Annotated in this window: 14 protein-coding genes; 6 read left to right on the top strand and 8 right to left on the bottom strand. The window is 58.0% G+C overall.

Annotated elements, in window-relative coordinates; translation table 11 throughout:
• Window positions 1-70: 70 nt before the first annotated feature.
• Window positions 71-1,273: a pyridoxal phosphate-dependent aminotransferase gene (locus AC2TEL_RS00510; RefSeq protein ID WP_480901844.1), complete on the top strand. Its 1,203-nt coding sequence runs from the start codon at window positions 71-73 to the stop codon at window positions 1,271-1,273.
• 14 nt (window positions 1,274-1,287) lie between these two features.
• Entirely contained in the window at window positions 1,288-1,689 is a 402-nt protein-coding gene (locus AC2TEL_RS00505; RefSeq protein WP_480842484.1) for a hypothetical protein, read from the top strand.
• Window position 1,690: 1 nt separating this feature from the next.
• Here AC2TEL_RS00505 and AC2TEL_RS00500 read toward each other — a convergent pair whose 3' ends face one another.
• Entirely contained in the window at window positions 1,691-3,043 is a 1,353-nt protein-coding gene (locus tag AC2TEL_RS00500) for an MATE family efflux transporter (protein WP_480842485.1), read from the bottom strand.
• Between the two features lie 311 nt (window positions 3,044-3,354).
• Window positions 3,355-3,963 carry a carboxymuconolactone decarboxylase family protein gene (locus AC2TEL_RS00495; protein ID WP_480861900.1) on the bottom strand — a complete coding sequence of 203 codons (609 nt, stop codon included), beginning with the start codon at window positions 3,961-3,963 and terminating at the stop codon, window positions 3,355-3,357.
• Between the two features lie 138 nt (window positions 3,964-4,101).
• On the opposite strand from AC2TEL_RS00495, the gene AC2TEL_RS00490 reads away from it, so the two are divergent.
• The 4 genes from AC2TEL_RS00490 to AC2TEL_RS00475 all read left to right on the top strand — a co-directional run bounded on the left by AC2TEL_RS00490 (window position 4,102) and on the right by AC2TEL_RS00475 (window position 8,636).
• On the top strand, window positions 4,102-4,941 hold the full coding sequence (locus AC2TEL_RS00490; RefSeq protein WP_480901391.1) for a class I SAM-dependent methyltransferase: 840 nt from the start codon (window positions 4,102-4,104) through the stop codon (window positions 4,939-4,941).
• A 179-nt stretch (window positions 4,942-5,120) separates the two neighbouring features.
• The gene (gene parE / locus AC2TEL_RS00485; protein WP_480901389.1) at window positions 5,121-7,079 is read left to right on the top strand and encodes a DNA topoisomerase IV subunit B; all 1,959 of its coding nucleotides are present in this window, start codon (window positions 5,121-5,123) and stop codon (window positions 7,077-7,079) included.
• A gap of 12 nt (window positions 7,080-7,091) precedes the next feature.
• Window positions 7,092-8,117, top strand: a complete 1,026-nt coding sequence (locus AC2TEL_RS00480; protein WP_480901387.1) for a GTP pyrophosphokinase — start codon at window positions 7,092-7,094, stop codon at window positions 8,115-8,117.
• 237 nt (window positions 8,118-8,354) lie between these two features.
• Window positions 8,355-8,636: a hypothetical protein gene (locus AC2TEL_RS00475; RefSeq protein ID WP_480842495.1), complete on the top strand. Its 282-nt coding sequence runs from the start codon at window positions 8,355-8,357 to the stop codon at window positions 8,634-8,636.
• A 15-nt stretch (window positions 8,637-8,651) separates the two neighbouring features.
• Here AC2TEL_RS00475 and AC2TEL_RS00470 read toward each other — a convergent pair whose 3' ends face one another.
• The 6 genes from AC2TEL_RS00470 to AC2TEL_RS00445 all read right to left on the bottom strand — a co-directional run bounded on the left by AC2TEL_RS00470 (window position 8,652) and on the right by AC2TEL_RS00445 (window position 16,197).
• Entirely contained in the window at window positions 8,652-9,422 is a 771-nt protein-coding gene (locus AC2TEL_RS00470; RefSeq protein ID WP_480901385.1) for an alpha/beta hydrolase, read from the bottom strand.
• A 69-nt stretch (window positions 9,423-9,491) separates the two neighbouring features.
• Window positions 9,492-10,331, bottom strand: a complete 840-nt coding sequence (locus tag AC2TEL_RS00465) for an EamA family transporter (RefSeq protein WP_480901383.1) — start codon at window positions 10,329-10,331, stop codon at window positions 9,492-9,494.
• A 74-nt stretch (window positions 10,332-10,405) separates the two neighbouring features.
• Entirely contained in the window at window positions 10,406-11,551 is a 1,146-nt protein-coding gene (locus AC2TEL_RS00460; RefSeq protein ID WP_480901381.1) for an iron-containing alcohol dehydrogenase, read from the bottom strand.
• A 66-nt stretch (window positions 11,552-11,617) separates the two neighbouring features.
• Window positions 11,618-13,000, bottom strand: a complete 1,383-nt coding sequence (locus AC2TEL_RS00455; protein WP_480901379.1) for an aldehyde dehydrogenase family protein — start codon at window positions 12,998-13,000, stop codon at window positions 11,618-11,620.
• 94 nt (window positions 13,001-13,094) lie between these two features.
• Window positions 13,095-14,456 carry a glutamine synthetase family protein gene (locus tag AC2TEL_RS00450; protein ID WP_480901377.1) on the bottom strand — a complete coding sequence of 454 codons (1,362 nt, stop codon included), beginning with the start codon at window positions 14,454-14,456 and terminating at the stop codon, window positions 13,095-13,097.
• Between the two features lie 55 nt (window positions 14,457-14,511).
• Complete coding sequence (locus AC2TEL_RS00445; protein WP_480901376.1) at window positions 14,512-16,197, bottom strand: Na/Pi cotransporter family protein; 1,686 nt, start codon at window positions 16,195-16,197, stop codon at window positions 14,512-14,514.
• Window positions 16,198-16,313: the final 116 nt, after the last annotated feature.

The raw sequence follows: 16,313 nt of genomic DNA, 5'->3' as shown, positions 1-16,313 counted from the left end.
CTTGTATGACTTGATCGTATTTCGGGCGCACCCTATGACAGTCCGGACAAACTTACAAACCGAGGCCGCCATGACCTTCCTGTCTGCGACATTGTCGCGCGTCAAACCCTCTCCGACCATTGCCATGACCGCAAAGGCAGGCGAATTGAAGGCGGCGGGTCGCGATGTCATCGGGCTCAGCGCAGGTGAACCGGATTTTGACACGCCGCAGAACATCAAGGACGCGGCAGTTGCGGCAATCGCCGCCGGTAAAACGAAGTACACCGCCCCCGATGGTATCCCCGAACTGAAACAGGCGGCCTGTGCCAAGATGAAGCGGGATCACGGTTTGGACTACACGCCGGCCCAGATCTCGGTCGGGACAGGCGGCAAGCAGACATTGTACAACGCTCTGATGGCAACGATGAATGACGGCGACGAAGTCATCATCCCTGCGCCATATTGGGTCAGTTATCCGGATATGGTTTTGCTGGCAGGCGGTACACCGGTTGTGGTTGAGACCACTCTGGACAACAATTTCAAGCTGACCGCCGAACAACTGGAAGCGGCGATCACCCCGAAGACCAAGTGGTTCATCTTCAACTCGCCGTCGAACCCGACTGGTGCGGGATACAGCCGCGCTGAGTTAAAGGCCCTGACGGACATCCTGATGCGCCACCCTCATGTCTGGATCATGTCCGACGATATGTATGAGCATCTGGCCTATGACGGTTTCGAATTCTGCACGCCCGCCGAGATTGAACCCGGACTCTATGACCGAACGCTCACCTGTAATGGCGTGTCCAAGGCCTATGCGATGACGGGTTGGCGCATTGGCTACGCGGCTGGTCCGGTCGAGATCATCGCCGCAATGCGCAAGATCCAGTCGCAATCCACCTCGAACCCCTGCTCGGTCAGCCAATGGGCCGCGGTCGAGGCGCTGAATGGTACGCAGGCCTTTCTGGCCCCGAATGCCGAGATTTTCAAACGCCGCCGCGATCTGGTGGTCGACATGCTGAGCCGGATTGACGGCATCACCTGCCCAACGCCCGAAGGCGCGTTTTATGTCTACCCTTCGATCGCTGGTCTGATCGGCAAGACGACACCCGCAGGGACCGTCATCGATACGGATGAAACCTTCGCCAACGCCTTATTGGAAGAGGCTGACGTGGCAGTCGTCTTTGGCGCGGCTTTTGGTTTGTCACCCAATTTCCGGGTCAGCTACGCGACCTCGGACGAGGCGTTGAAAGAAGCCTGCACCCGCATACAGAAGTTTTGTGCTTCGCTGACCTGAATCCGGAGGACCACATGACTGCAGAACTGCCAGAATATTATTTCCGCGTGCGCGAGAATGGCGCGGTCGTGTTCAGGGTCGATACTGAAAACCGCCAACAGCGGATTGAAATGAAGCAAATCGCCGTTGTGAACGTCCGCAACGGCGAAGTAAAACCCCATGGGCAGCACGTTCTGAATGACGATGAGACGGCCGAAATTGCTCGTTGGATGGACGAACGCAAAACGTTGTTGGCGCAGCGCAGCATCGACGACATTCATCGCACGGTGGATCACCTGAACCAGACAGCCCAATGGGCGCAATCCAAAGCCTCGGACCAAGAGCTTGAGGAGGTGACCGACCGGCTGCTGATGGCAATGCATGACTTGCGCACAGTGCTGGTGCGCAAAAAAGCGGATCGAGTCGCAAGAGAGTAAATTATTCCGCGGGAACAGGAACTTCGCGAACTGACCTCAACCAAAAACGGGCCATAAGCAGGACTGCTGCAAAGGCGAGACCAAGCACAAGACCCAGCCAGACTCCGATCCCATCCATTCCCTGGATGAACCCAAAGAAATACGAGGCCGGAATACCCACGACCCAATAGCTGAGCGCAGCCATGACCATTGGTATCTTTGCGTCCTGCAACCCGCGCAGCAGACCCAATGCAATGACCTGAGCACCGTCCACAAGTTGGAACAGGGCCGCCATTGCCAACAGGCCCGTACCAATCGCAACGATCTGCGGACGCTGTGGATCATCGGATTCGATGAACAGTGAAATCAATGGCTCGGCGCAGGTCAGGAACAGCACGATCGCAACAAAAGACATCACCAGCGACATGCCCGTCACAGCGATCGCTCCTTTTTCCAGATGCGCCCGGTCCCTGCGGCCCAAAGCATTGCCAGCCCGGATCGTTGCCACGTTTGACAAACCCAAATGCACCATGAACGTGGCTGAGGCGAGGTTCAGCGCGATTCCGTGCGCGGCCAGCGGCACCTGCCCCAGCCAGCCCATCATGACAGCGGAGGTAGCAAACAGTGATACTTCGGCCAAAGTCGTCAACCCGATGGGAACGCCAAGCCGCAGAACGCTGAAGAACATCTCCCAATCCGGACGCCAGAAGCGCTGGAACAGGCTGTGCTCGGGCAATGCCCGGACCGCATAAACCACGACACAAATCAGCGAAACGAGTTGTGTTACGACCGACGCAATGGCCGCACCGGTAACGCCCAATTCGGGGGCGCCCCAATTACCAAAGATCAGGGCGTAGTTCGTGATACCGTTTACCACCGCGGCCAGAACCGTGATCCATAAAACGATCTGCGTCCGCTCCAATGCCGCCAGATAGGATTTCAGAACCATGACCAGCAATGCCGGGAACAGCCCCCACCCGGCGATGCGAAGGTATTCGGAAGCAGTTTCAGCCACTTGCGGTTCCTGCTTCAACGCTATCAGAACCGGATAGGACCACCACAGAAGGGGCATCATCACGGTCGCGTAGATCAGCGACAACCACAGTCCCATGCGCGTTGAGCGTCGGATACTGGTCTCATCTTCTTCGGCGGCAGCGGTGGCGACCATCGGCATGACGGCCCAGCCGAACCCTGCGCCAAACAGGAAAAGTACAAAGTAATAGCTGCTGGCCAGCGTCACTGCGGCCAGCGCCTCGACTCCGTACCATCCCAGCATGACGGTATCGGTCAACCCGATCGCAAACTGCGCAAGGTGCCCGCCGATCAGCGGCAAACCCAACACCGCAATGGCGCGAAAATGGGCGGGATATGTCATCACTTTCCTCATTCCGCCAGCCTTAGGCTCGGCCCGCGCCAGAAACAAGAGAGGAACTGATTTATTTCAAAGTGAGACTTTTGAATACGGAATGTCAGAGCAATTCAACTGCCCACTCCACGTACCAAACAGAGGTAACAGATATCTACTGCCGCCACCGAACAGTCGGTTTGATCGCCCGGCTTCAGGACTGCCTGCAAATTGAGTTCCAAACTGTGGGAAACTCGGTATGCGTTTGCGCTGAATGCCCGGGTCCGCACCCTCATTCGAACCCTAAGACAGGTCGGTTCGTTGCGCCACAGGACAGCCGTTCAACGGTGTCCCCAATCATCAGGATTGTCCGAGTTGTTGGGCGATAGCCCAAGAATGTCTCCCTCGGTCGAACACCCCAACCCCAATACAGTTCTGTTGGCATACGCGAAATAGGCACAAACCTGGTTGATCTCCAGGATCTCACCATCATCCCAGCCAGCATCCCGCAATGCGGCCACGTCGCGTTCCGTCAACTCCGCCGGAGCCTCGGTCAGAATTTGTGCATATTTCATGGCTGCGATCTGCGCTGAGTTCAACGGGGCGGTTTCAGGGTCGCATGTCTCGATCGCTGCGCGGATGGCGTCACCTCGCGGCTTATCCCCCAACAAGCGCTGCAGCCCGTTGAAATGATGCTCGACACAATAACCGCAGCGGTTCAGTGAACTGACCCAGACGCCAAGGGTTTCGAGAAACCACTTCGGGATCGTGTTGGCCGAGTGGTGCAGCACATTCTTGTACAGCGCCATGTGCCCTTCCATCGAATGAGGACGCAGAGAATGCGCCATCATGATATTGTCTACATTGTTACCCGGCCCCGTGATCCGCCCGTAAAGCTTTCTCAGCTTGCCCGTTGCCTCTTCGAACGGAATGGTTTTGATCCAGCTCATCGAGTTCTCGCCTGATGGTTACGTTGAAACTCACCCTAGGGGCGATCTTTGTGTTGTTCGAGGCAATTCTGAACGCGCATAATTGACGGCAAGCCCCGGGGAAGTAAGCTTCTTGAATTCAAAAGAGATGGATTTCCCATGGACGCAAAAGAAAACGACGTCGCAGCGTGGTACGCAAACCACCCGATTTCAGCCCCACATATCTTGACCAAACTTCAAAATAGCAGGGGTTCGCTGGAAAACGTACATCCAGCCGATCTCTATCCCTTCGATCAGGACCACTATGATGGGCTGAATGCTAATGCATGTCTGGCGGACAACACCGGTATGAAACCGGGCGACCACGTGCTCGATGTTTGCGCCGGTCTATGCGGCCCAGCGCGATGGTATGCGGCTGAACGAGGAGTTGACGTGACCGGGCTGGACCTTAGCCCAAACCGCGTCGCCGGGGCGGAAGAACTGAACAATCTTGTGGGCTTACAGAATAAAGTTCATCCTGTTCAAGGGAGCGCAATGGAGTTGCCCTTTGACGCTTCATGCTTTGATGCCGCGGTCAGTCAGGAATCGTTCTTGCATATTCCGGATACTTCGCGCGCATTGCAGGAAGTCTTCAGGGTCCTTCGCCCTGGCGCCCGGTTTTCGTTTACCGACTGGGTGATGCACAGCCCATTGCCGGACGAAGAGATCGAAGAATACCGCGTCCGTTTTGCCTGCCAGACCCTGCACAGCATCCCGGACTACCAAGCATTGCTTGAACAGGCGGGCTTTACTGTTATTTCGACGGATGATCTTACCCAACCCTGGGGTACAATTCTGGCTGAACGCCTTCACATGTACCGAGAGCTGGATGCCGAGGCGGAACGGGCGGGAAACCCCTCCAAAGGAAAAGGGTTCATCGACATGTACGCGCGATTTGTCGACGATGTTCAGCGACACCGTGTGGGAGGCGCCCGATTCACGGCAGAGAAACCCGATTGATGCGGGAAAAGACGTGGTTCCGGCCAGTTGGTGCCCTCTATTCGACTTCGTCAGCTTAGTATCATTGAGCGTGTAAAACAATTGAATGCGTTAAGGAGCACACAACACTTCGCCCCCCTCTTCCCCCGAACCACATCACCTGCCATAATGGGGAAAACCCGAAAACAAGAGCAGCACCCATGCCCGAAGATCTGTTGAGCGCACCTGCCACAACGACCTATGACGCCTCCTCAATCGAGGTGCTTGAAGGTCTGGAACCTGTCCGCAAACGCCCCGGTATGTATATCGGCGGCACGGATGAGCGCGCTTTGCACCATATGGTCGCCGAAATCCTCGACAACTCGATGGACGAAGCGGTCGCCGGTTACGCCAACCGGATTGAGGTCGAGCTGCACGCCGATTACGCCCTGACCGTGCGCGACAACGGGCGCGGCATCCCGATCGACCCGCACCCAAAGTTCCCGGACAAATCGGCGCTCGAGGTGATCCTGTGCACCCTGCACGCGGGTGGCAAATTCTCGGGCAAGGCCTATCAGACCTCGGGCGGTCTGCACGGTGTTGGCGCCTCAGTGGTGAATGCTCTGTCGGATTCGATGGTCGTGCAGGTGGCGCGCGACAAGCAGCTTTTTGAACAACGGTTTTCTCGCGGTATCCCGCTGGGCCCCGTGGAAAAAGTCGGTGCGGCCCCCAACCGGCGCGGCACAACAGTTACCTTCCATGCAGACGAAGAAATCTTCGGCCATCACCGGTTCAAGCCCGCCCGCCTGTTCAAATCCATCCGCTCCAAGGCGTACCTGTTCTCGGGCGTCGAAATCCGCTGGAAATCCGCCATCGACGACGGTGAGACGCCGACCGAGGCGTCCTTCCATTTCCCCGGCGGCCTGTCGGATTACCTGAAAGAGACGATGAACGGCTCCTCGACATATGCCGAGCAACCCTTTGCCGGCACCGTGGACTTCAACGAGAAATTCGGCACCCCCGGCAAGGTCGAATGGGCGATCAACTGGACGCCTTCGCGCGACGGATTCATCCAATCCTACTGTAACACCGTCCCCACCCCCGAAGGCGGCACTCATGTGGCCGGATTCTGGGCCGCCGTCCTCAAGGGGATCAAGGCCTATGGCGAGCTGATCAACAACAAGAAAGTGGGTCAGATCACGCGCGACGACCTGATCACCGGTGGCTGCGCGCTGGTGTCGTGCTTTATCTCTGAGCCGGAATTCGTCGGCCAGACCAAAGACCGTCTGGCCACGGTCGAGGCGCAACGGCTGGTCGAAAACTCGGTCCGCGACCATTTCGACAACTGGCTGGCCGCCGACACGAAATCCGCCGGCGCGATTCTAGACTTCCTCATCCTGCGGGCTGAGGAACGCCTGCGCCGACGGGCCGAGAAGGAAACACAACGCAAGTCCGCCACTAAGAAACTTCGTCTTCCCGGCAAGCTGGTGGACTGTTCCAGTTCAACACGCGACGGCACCGAATTATTCATCGTCGAGGGCGACTCGGCGGGCGGGTCCGCCAAAATGGGTCGGGACCGCAAAACACAGGCCCTGCTGCCCCTGCGCGGTAAGATTCTGAACGTGCTGGGCGCGGCCAGTTCCAAGCTGGGCACCAATGCCGAGATCAACGACCTGACGCAGGCTCTGGGCGTGGGCCTTGGCACCAAGTTCAACGTCGACGACCTGCGCTATGACAAGGTCATCATCATGACCGACGCGGATGTGGACGGGGCGCATATCGCCTCGCTGCTGATGACGTTCTTCTTCACCCAGATGCGCCCGATGATCGACGCGGGCCACCTGTACCTGGCCTGCCCGCCCCTCTACCGCCTGACGCAAGGGGCCAAGCGCGTTTATTGCCTGGACGAGGCCGAGCGGGATGAGTGGCTTGAGAAAGGTCTGGGCGGCAAGGGCAAGATCGACGTCTCACGCTTCAAGGGTCTGGGTGAAATGGACGCCAAAGACCTGAAAGAGACCACGATGGACCCTGCCTCCCGCAAACTGATCCGCGTCACAATCGACGAGGACGAGCCCGGCGAGACCGGCGATCTGGTCGAGCGCCTGATGGGCAAAAAACCCGAACTGCGGTTCCAGTACATTCAGGAGAACGCGCGGTTTGTGGAGGAGTTGGATGTTTGAGGAAAACTATTCGTGAGTAAAGAATTTCAAAACTATCTGAATTCTAGAAAAAACGACTTTGAAAGATTGAGGACAAGCGCTTTTGGAATAATCTCAAGTGAAATATCAAAAGCTGGGGTAAAGCATCTTCCCATCCAGTCAAGAGTAAAGGACCATGACGGTGCGCTAGCGAAAGCGCGCCGGAAGCGCTACGTCGCTCCACATGACGAAATGACGGATATCGTCGGTTTTAGAGTTGTAGTGTATTTAGAAACCGAAGTTTCGACAGTAGAAAAACTCTTGCGTGCTAGCTTTGAGATTGACGAAGACAACAGCATAAACAAGCGAATTTTCGACAAAGTTAATTTGGTTGGGTATCGATCGCTCCACTTAGTCTGCAAGCTAGGCGAGGATCGGAGAAAACTACCAGAATACGATGGTATTTGCGATTTGGCGTTCGAAATCCAAGTTAGAACTGCGCTCGAGCATGCTTGGGCAGAAATTGAACACGGTCAAAACTACAAGTCTACCAAAGCGCTCCCACAGGCACTTCAAAGACGTCTGATGGTTATTTCTGGTACTCTAGAATTGTTGGACCGAGAGCTTTCAAACATTGCCGCAGAAGCGAAGACTTACAAAGAGAAAATTTCGAGTAGCAGCCCGGAGACAAAACATGACCCGCTTTCAAGGCTGTCCATTGAAGCCGTGGTACGTAAAGTTGGGCCAGAAGACGACTTAGATGAAGATTTTTTTGAGTCTAGCCCTGAATTGATTAATGAAGTTATTTCAGAATTAAAGCACTTTGGCGTCAAAAATACCGTAGATCTGGAAGGCCTTCTTCTAAATTTGCCAGACTCAGTCTACTTTCCATACGATCAAACAATGCTCGGGTTGTTACGCTCCGCAATGGTCGCGAAGGACTACAAGAAGTACTTTTCCGATTGCTTTCAGGAGCACTACTCCATAGATGAAGAAGACTTCCATGAACTCGAAGACCTAGTCGATCTAAAAGAGATGCGTGAGTATCTTAAGGCAAGCGGTCTACTCCTGACTTACTAAATCAGGACGACTTTGTTTTTCCCTTCTTTGAGAATCCAGGTGTCAACAAAGTGATTTGAATGGTGCTTGGGTCAAATCGCGACAAACTTGCAAAACCGTTTTCCTAAACACCCCCCTTGCCTAACCCGTTGATCTCGTTCACACTTACTCTCAATCCGTCATTCAAGAACGACATTTGAGGTTCCGAGCGTCCAAGACCCAATTAGACCAACAACAGATTTCGAACGGGAGGACGACATGAAAACACTAACCCTCGGGCTGGCCTTTGCCTTGCTGGCCGCACAAGCCCCCGCGCAGCAGATGCTCAGCACCGCATCGCCCATTCCGGACGGCGCAGAGTCTCGGTTCTGCTATTACGAAGGCATGGCTTATTCTGAAGATTCATTTGTCCTGCTGACCGGTGACAACACGGTCACCGAGACGGTCCGCACGATACAAGAACGCCTGTTACGTTGTCATCGCGACAGTGACGGCACCCTGAAATGGAAGCCGCAGAGCACCTTCTCGACCAATAACTGACCCCGGTTGGCGGCCTTAGCCCACCTTCTGATCTAACCAGTCCGCGATCTGTCCGGCCGGGCCTTCCCAGCCGGGCTCCATGAACAGGAAATGCGCGTGCTCTTCCACGGGCATGAAAGTCGCGCGGTCTCCGTAGAGTTTTGCCAACGCGCGGCAGGTGTTGGGGTTCACCGCCCGGTCCTCGGTGCCCGAGACGACCAGCACCGGACAGTCGACCTTGTCGATATCGACCTTCATCGCGTGATTGTCGTCGAACATCCAAAAGAACATCTCGAACATCACCCGCCCGCTTTCGGCCCCCAACCGGTCGAACACCTCATGTTGTTGCGACTCGGGCATTTTGTTGAGCGCGAAGGGGGCCATCAGGTCGAACTCGACCCGCATCGGCTGTTTCCAGAACGCCCCGCCCTCCATCAGCGCCCGGGGAATGGCCCGTTCGTCGTCAGTTTCGGGCAGCGTGCCCCACGGCGCGTTCGGGTTGATCAGAACGATGGCTCTGGCCAACCCGCGTGAGGCCACCTGCTGCGCCACCACGCCTGCAATAGCGTGGCCGAGGATGACCGGTTTGCTGTCCAGCCCCTGCACGAATTCCGCGATGTCGTCGGCATAATCCAGAACGCTGGTGTCAGTCAGACCCGGATCGGGTTCCGCCTTGGGGTCTCTGTCATGATAGCGCAGTGCAGGCGTGTGCACCGTCCAGCCCCGGTCGCGGAAAAACGTCGCATAATCCTCCATGCACCAAGGTCCGGCAAAGGCCCCGTGGATCAGAACAATCTCTTTGGTCATGAAATACGCTCCTTCATCTGTCGCATCCACTATGCGAGACGAACGGCGCAAGCGGCAAGGCCGCTGGTTTCACACAGCCATGCCGATCAGGGCGACGCCAACCGCCATCAATACGGCGGCACCCAACCGTCGCACCCAGTAGCCCTCTTTCAGGAAAACGAACCCGATGAGCGCCGCAAAAATGACCGATGTTTCCCTGAGCGCCGAGACCGCGCCCAACGGGGCGAAGTTCTTGGCATAAAGCACGAGGCCGTAGGCCGTCATCGACACCAAACCGCCCAGAATGCCCACTATCCACGCTTTGGCAGGAAGCGCGGCCAGGGTGTTCCTCTTCCGGATACCGATGAACCCTGCAATGAACAGGTGCAGAAACGCCCCCCACGCCCAGTAGCTGAGCGTGTTGCCGGAGATCCGTACACCAATACCGTCTACAACCGAGTAGATCGAAATACAGAACCCGGTACCAAGTGCGAATCCAAAGGCCCACAGCCCCACACCAGACCGCAACGCTTTCCAGCTGCTAAGCTGAATACCCAACGCAATCAACGCGATCCCGCCCCAGGCCTGCAAAGGCAGCACTTCGCCGACCAGCGCCATGGCCCACAAAGACACCAAAGCGGGCACAACGCCACGGGCGATGGGGTAAACGACGCTGAGGTCTCCATGCTGATAAGCCTTGCCCAACATGTAATAATAACCGAAGTGAACCACAGTTGAGATCAGGATGTAGGGAAAGCTCTCGGCACTGGGCAGCGGTAGAAGCAGGATCATGGCCGTTGCCGGAATGACCTGACCCAGCGCAACCAGCCCCAGAGTGGTCGTCCGGTCGGCTGCGGTTTTTACAATCGCGTTCCACACCGCATGCAGCAACGCTGCCGTCAAAATGATGGCAATGACAAACAGGGTCACTTCCAAGCCTCTCTTGAAGGGAAAACCGGCCCGCAGGGCGGGCCGGTCGCGTTACTTGCATACTGCGAATGAGATCACAATGCGGCTTTGAACAGGATTGTGAGGTTGTTTTGGTTGAGTTCGATTGGGTTTCCGCCGCATGAGGGATCGATGATTGCGCCCTGGACGAGGTCGGGGATTGCGGCCTCGGCGACGCCCAGATCGGACAGTTTGCGGGGGATGCCGAGGCTGTCGTTGAACTCCTGCACGAAGGCGCGGAAGCCATCGAAGCCGCCGTCGATGCCCAGATAGGCAGCGGCGGACCGGAAGCGGTCGGCGATGGCCGGGGCGTTGAACTCCAGCACGGCGGGCATGCAGACGGCGTTGGTTGTGCCGTGATGGGTGTTGAAGTGTGCGCCGACGGGGTGGCTCATGGCGTGGATGGCGCCGAGGCCCTTCTGGAAGGCAGTGGCGCCCATAGCTGCGGCGCTCATCATCTGGGCGCGGGCCTCGATATCGGCGCCGTCGGCATAGGCGCGCGGCAGGTATTCCATGACCAGGCGCATCCCCTCCAGCGCGATGCCCTGGCTCATCGGGTGGTAATGCGGGCTGGAAAACGCCTCGACGCAATGGGCGAACGCATCCAGACCGGTGCCGGCGGTAATGAACTTCGGCATCCCCACGGTCAGTTCCGGGTCGCAAATCACCACCGTTGGCAGCACCTTGGGGTGGAAGATGATCTTCTTGGCATCGGTCTCGGAATTGGTGATGACGCTGGCGCGGCCGACTTCGGACCCGGTTCCGGCCGTGGTCGGCACCGCGATGATCGGCGCGATGGCGTCGGCATCAGCGCGGGTCCACCAGTCGCCGATATCCTCAAAATCCCAGACCGGCCGCGTCTGGCCGGCCATGAAGGCCACCATCTTGCCCAGGTCCAGCCCCGAGCCGCCGCCAAAGGCGATTACCCCGTCATGGCCGCCCGCGTTATAGGCCGCGACGCCTGCATCGAGGTTCCGTTCGTTGGGGTTCGGATCCACGTCACTGAACAGGCCGCGGCCCAGACCGGCGGCCTCCATGATATCCAGCGTCGCGGTGGTGATCGGCAGATCGGCCAGCCCCTTGTCCGTGACCAGCAAGGGTCTTTTCATCCCGGCAGCCACACAGGCGTCGGGCAGTTCCCGGATACGACCGGCGCCGAATTTGATTGCGGTCGGATAAGACCAGTTTCCAACAAGGCTCATGTCTTACTTTCTCTCAATGTTCGGGCCCGTCCCGGCGAGGGAGGAGAACGGGACGGGCGGGTATCCTCAGCCAGTCACCTTTTTCAGGTGATACGACTTTGGACGTGTCAGGTTGTGATAGCCGATGACCGACAGACCGCCGCCCCGCCCGGTATTCTTGCAACCGGTCCAGCACAGGCCGGGGTCCAGGTAATCGGCGCGGTTCAGGAACACGGTGCCGGTCTCGATGGCGTCACCCACCCGCGCCGCGCGATCCACGTCGCGGGTCCAGAGCGAGGCGGTCAGGCCAAATTCGCTGTCATTCATCAACGCAATCGCCTCGTCATCCGAGGACACTTTCATGATGCCGACCACCGGACCAAAGCTCTCGTCCCGCATCACCCGCATGTCATGGGTGACGCCTGTCAGAATCTGCGGCGTCAGATAGGCGCCGCCATCATCCTCGGGGAAGGTGTCGATATGGGTCACGGCCCCCGCCTCGACAGCCTCGGCAATCTGCGCCCGCACCTCGTCGGCAAAGCGCACATTGGCCATCGGGCCCATGGCGGTCCCCGCCTCCAGTGGATTGCCCAGCTTATAGCCCTTCACGATCTCGACCGCCCTGGCGACGAAGTCATCGTAGAGGCTCTCATGCACATAGATCCGCTCGATCCCGCAGCAGCACTGGCCCGCGTTGAACATCGCCCCGTCGATCAGCGTATCAACCGCCGCATCCAGATCGGCATCCTCCATCACATAGCCCGGGTCCTTGCCGCCCAACTCGGTTCCGACACCGGTGAAAGTGCCCGCCGCCGCGCGTTCCATCGCCTGACCGCCGCCGACCGAGCCGGTGAAGTTCACGAAGTCGAACGCGTTGCCCGCGATCAGGTCATTGGTCACGTCATGGCTCAGGAACACGTTCCGGAACACGTCTTCCGGAACACCGGCCGCATGGAAGGCCCGCGCCATGCGCTCGCCCGCCAGCAGGGTCTGCGTGGCATGTTTCAGGATCACCGTGTTGCCCGCGATCAGCGCCGGCGCCACCGTGTTGATCGCCGTCATGTAGGGGTAGTTCCAGGGCGCCACCACAAACACCACCCCATGCGGGATGCGCTTGATGTAGCGTTTGAAGGTCGAGTCCTCACCCACCACGATATCGGCCAGTGCGCCTTCCGCAATCTCGGCCATGTGGCTGGCGCGCTCGTTGAAGCCGCCAAACTCACCGCCATAACGCACCGGCCGACCCATCATATGGGCCAGTTCCGGCACGATCTCGTCATTCATCGCGCCAACCGCGGCCACACCCGCCATCACAAGATCAATTCGCTCCCGCAATGGGCGCGCCGCCCAATTCGCCTGCGCCGCCCCCGCCCGTTCAGCCGCCGCGAAGGCCTCATCCCGAGACAAAACCTCACGTTCCGCATAAACCGATCCGTCAATCGGCGAGATGCATTTCAACACCTGCCCCATGTCCACTCCATCTTCAAAGAAAACAGGATCCCTGCTTCATCTGGCCAAAAATATCCCGGGGAGCGCGAGGGGCTGGCCCCTCGCTCCCGCCTCCTCAAGCCCGCTCGAAGCCGCGGGCCACTTCCCAATCCGTCACCACGCGCTCAAACTCTTCGATCTCGACCTCGGCCGCACGGGTATAGTGATCGACAACCTCATCGCCTAGGGCCGCGCGCAGCATCTCTGACCCGTGCAACGCATCCCGTGCCGCGCGCAGGTTGCCGGGGATCATCCCAGTATCGCCTTGGTAGACATCGCCTTTAGTGGGCGGCTGCAGTTCAAGCTTTTCTTCGATCCCAGCTATCCCGGCCGCCAGCATCCCGGCCATCGCCAGATAGGGGTTCATGTCCGAACCCGGAATCCGGCACTCCACCCGCACCGCCATGGTGCCATCTCCGCACAGGCGGAACCCCGCAGTCCTGTTGTCCACCGACCAGATGATCCGCGTCGGCGCAAAGGTGCCCTTCATGAAGCGCTTATAGCTGTTGATGTAAGGCGCCATGAAATAGGTGTAATCGGCGGCGTATTTCAGCAGCCCCGCCATGTAGCTTTTCATCAGCGCCGACATGCCCAGCTCATCCTCTGCGTCATAAAACGCGGGCTGACCATCGGCCCAGAGAGACTGATGCACATGGCTGGAACTTCCCACCTTGTCATGGTGCCATTTCGGCAGGAAGGTCGCAGCATGGCCGTGCTGCCAGGCAATCTCTTTCACCGCGTTCTTGGCGATCGAGTGATACTCGGCCGTATCCATAGCCGGCGCATACTTGATGTTCAGCTCTTCCTGCCCGGTCTCGGCCTCCCCCTTCGAGTTCTCGACCGGAATCCCCGCATCCCACAGATGATTGCGGATCGGCCGCATCACATGCTCTTCCTTGGTGGTCTGCAGGATGTGGTAGTCCTCGTTATAGCCCGAAATCGGCTCCAGATCGCGGAACCCCTCCTTGCGGATCTGGTCAAAACTCTTTTCGAACAGGAAAAACTCCAGCTCGGTCGCGCACATCGCCTCATAGCCCATGGCTTTCAGGCGGTTGACCTGGCGTTTCAGTATGGACCGGGGCGCATGCGGCACTTCCTTATGCGTGTGGTGATCCAGCACGTCGCACATCACCATCACCGTGCCCTCAAGCCAGGGCACCGGACGCAACGTGCTCAGATCGGGCTTCATGACATAATCACCATAACCCCGCTCCCAACTGGTCGAGGCATAGCCGTCGGGCGTTCCCATCTCCAGATCCGTCGCCAGCAGATAATTACAACAATGCGTCTCCTCCCACGCGCCTGCCACAAAATGGCCTGCATGAAACCGCTTGCCCATCAAGCGCCCCTGCATATCGACCATGCAGACCAATACCGTATCAACCAATCCGGCATCAATTTTGGCCTTCAAATCGGCCAGCACTGCGTCCTTGCCCATCGCATTCATCCCTTTTCACCCGAGCTATCCCGGTCTCGGTTTTCCCTGTTCACCGTCAATCTTCGGCCGCTTCTTGTTCCAACTCCATAACCAGACGAGTTTCCAGTACCTGTCCGCTCCGATACAGGATCGGATAAGCTATTGCCGCCACGTGCCCGTGCAGATCCCGCATGGCACGCAGCGTTTCCAAATGCAGATCGCTGGACTGAAAACTCTCGGTCTGGCCGCGCTCCAGGCGCTTGAGATGCGCTTTGCGACTGTTGCGTGACAATCGTTTGACTTCGGCCTTGTCCAGCACCAACCTCCGGGCGCAGTCCACATCGTCAACCAGCAGAACATGTCGGGCCAACGAAAAGCTGTCGAGTATCCTGTCGTGCAGATCTTTCAACTCTTTCCAGCCCTGCGCTGAAAACTCGGTACGGTCCGTGTGCTTGATCTGGGCCATGCGAGTCATGTTGTTCGAAACCACATCGCCCGCCGCTTCCAGACGGATGGCATATTCCACCAGCCCGCGTGCAGTCTTGATTTGTGCCTTGCTCATGTTCTGGCGTGGCATCCGGGCGACATACCGGCGAATCTCGGTCAGTTGCGCATTGACCCTCTCGTCCTGCTGCCAAAGGGCCGAGATGGCATCACTGTCATCTTTTTCGTAGATATCCAGAACGGGTCGGAACATCCGTTCGACCTGCGTAACCATCTGCAGCAATTCGTGGCGTACCGACGACATCGCGACACTGGCACCCGAGGCAGTGGGGTCGTCTAGCGGGCTGAGGGCGCCCGAAAACTGATCAAGCGAATTTTTCTCGACCTTCTGTTCAGGCAGGATCAACGACATGGGTCGTTCCATCCATGTGACAAAGCCGGTGGCCAGAAGAAAGACCGCAAAGTTGAAACCGATGTGAGCCAGGATCAGAGACTGCCCAGCGCTGGCCACCATCAGCATCTGTTCTGCACCCGTCAGGTTGACGGCGAGTAGCACCAGCAAAGCGGCACTGCCGCGCAGGACCAGGTTGGCCAGCGGTATGCGTTTGGCCGGGATCGTCATATCTCGCGTCAGCCACATCGGAATGAATGCCGAACCCAGATTGGCTCCGAGAACCAATGAAAGCCCGGCCGCAAACGGGATTGCTCCGATCTGGACAAGTGTGACGCACATCAGGATCGTCGCGACCGAGCTGTGCATGACAAAGGCCAGAACCGCACCAACGATGAAGGCGCTGAGGTAGTCGCTTTCGAGATAGTCCGCGATTGCGGGCAAAAAGGCGCTTTCGCGGATGGGTTCAACCGCATCGCGCAGAAACTGCAGCGAAATCAGGATGAACGCGATCCCCACGATGATCCGCCCCATCAGGCGCACGTTCGCCCGGTCCGACTTGAGATACAACCAGCCGCCCAGCCCCAACAACACCGGCTGCAGCCAGCCCAGATCGTATGACAAGACCTGGATGACCAGCGCCGAGCCGACATCGGCCCCCAGAACGCCCGCCAGAGCCATTCCGAAGCTGACCATCCCTGCGGCGGCAAATCCGGTCAGCAACACCGCGACCGCAGCCGAGCTTTGCAGGATCGCGGCCAGTACCATCCCGGCACCACCTGCGACATAGCTGTTGGAGTGCTGCGTCAGGATAGATTGAAACAAGGCGCCAAACCGCCGCTCGATCCCGGTGCGCACCAATCGCACGGCAAAGAGCAACAACATGGTCGCTGCAAAAATTTCGATCAAGAAACTTGCGATGGCCATCTATCTACACCTCGAAAACCCGGGAAGCGCATAAGAGCTTCCGGGCTTTGGTTTTTGCTTTCTGAGAGATCATCAGCATAAGAGGCGTTGGTTCCTGTTGTCCAATCCCGACGCGA

The sequence above is a fragment of the Ruegeria sp. HKCCD9138 genome, from assembly GCF_057220975.1.
The sequence above is the reverse complement of the archived record's forward strand: the minus strand, read 5'-3'. Positions and strand labels throughout refer to the sequence as shown.

What these genes read in the sequence shown, in the direction of transcription:
- AC2TEL_RS00505 (WP_480842484.1), top strand. Translation starts at nt 1,288, where the DNA reads ATGACTGCAGAACTGCCAGAATATTATTTCCGCGTGCGCGAGAATGGC.
- AC2TEL_RS00490 (WP_480901391.1), top strand. Translation starts at nt 4,102, where the DNA reads ATGGACGCAAAAGAAAACGACGTCGCAGCGTGGTACGCAAACCACCCG.
- AC2TEL_RS00460 (WP_480901381.1), bottom strand. Translation starts at nt 11,551, where the DNA reads ATGAGCCTTGTTGGAAACTGGTCTTATCCGACCGCAATCAAATTCGGC.
- AC2TEL_RS00455 (WP_480901379.1), bottom strand. Translation starts at nt 13,000, where the DNA reads ATGGGGCAGGTGTTGAAATGCATCTCGCCGATTGACGGATCGGTTTAT.
- AC2TEL_RS00470 (WP_480901385.1), bottom strand. Translation starts at nt 9,422, where the DNA reads ATGACCAAAGAGATTGTTCTGATCCACGGGGCCTTTGCCGGACCTTGG.
- AC2TEL_RS00475 (WP_480842495.1), top strand. Translation starts at nt 8,355, where the DNA reads ATGAAAACACTAACCCTCGGGCTGGCCTTTGCCTTGCTGGCCGCACAA.
- AC2TEL_RS00450 (WP_480901377.1), bottom strand. Translation starts at nt 14,456, where the DNA reads ATGGGCAAGGACGCAGTGCTGGCCGATTTGAAGGCCAAAATTGATGCC.
- AC2TEL_RS00495 (WP_480861900.1), bottom strand. Translation starts at nt 3,963, where the DNA reads ATGAGCTGGATCAAAACCATTCCGTTCGAAGAGGCAACGGGCAAGCTG.
- AC2TEL_RS00500 (WP_480842485.1), bottom strand. Translation starts at nt 3,043, where the DNA reads ATGACATATCCCGCCCATTTTCGCGCCATTGCGGTGTTGGGTTTGCCG.
- parE (WP_480901389.1), top strand. Translation starts at nt 5,121, where the DNA reads ATGCCCGAAGATCTGTTGAGCGCACCTGCCACAACGACCTATGACGCC.
- AC2TEL_RS00510 (WP_480901844.1), top strand. Translation starts at nt 71, where the DNA reads ATGACCTTCCTGTCTGCGACATTGTCGCGCGTCAAACCCTCTCCGACC.
- AC2TEL_RS00445 (WP_480901376.1), bottom strand. Translation starts at nt 16,197, where the DNA reads ATGGCCATCGCAAGTTTCTTGATCGAAATTTTTGCAGCGACCATGTTG.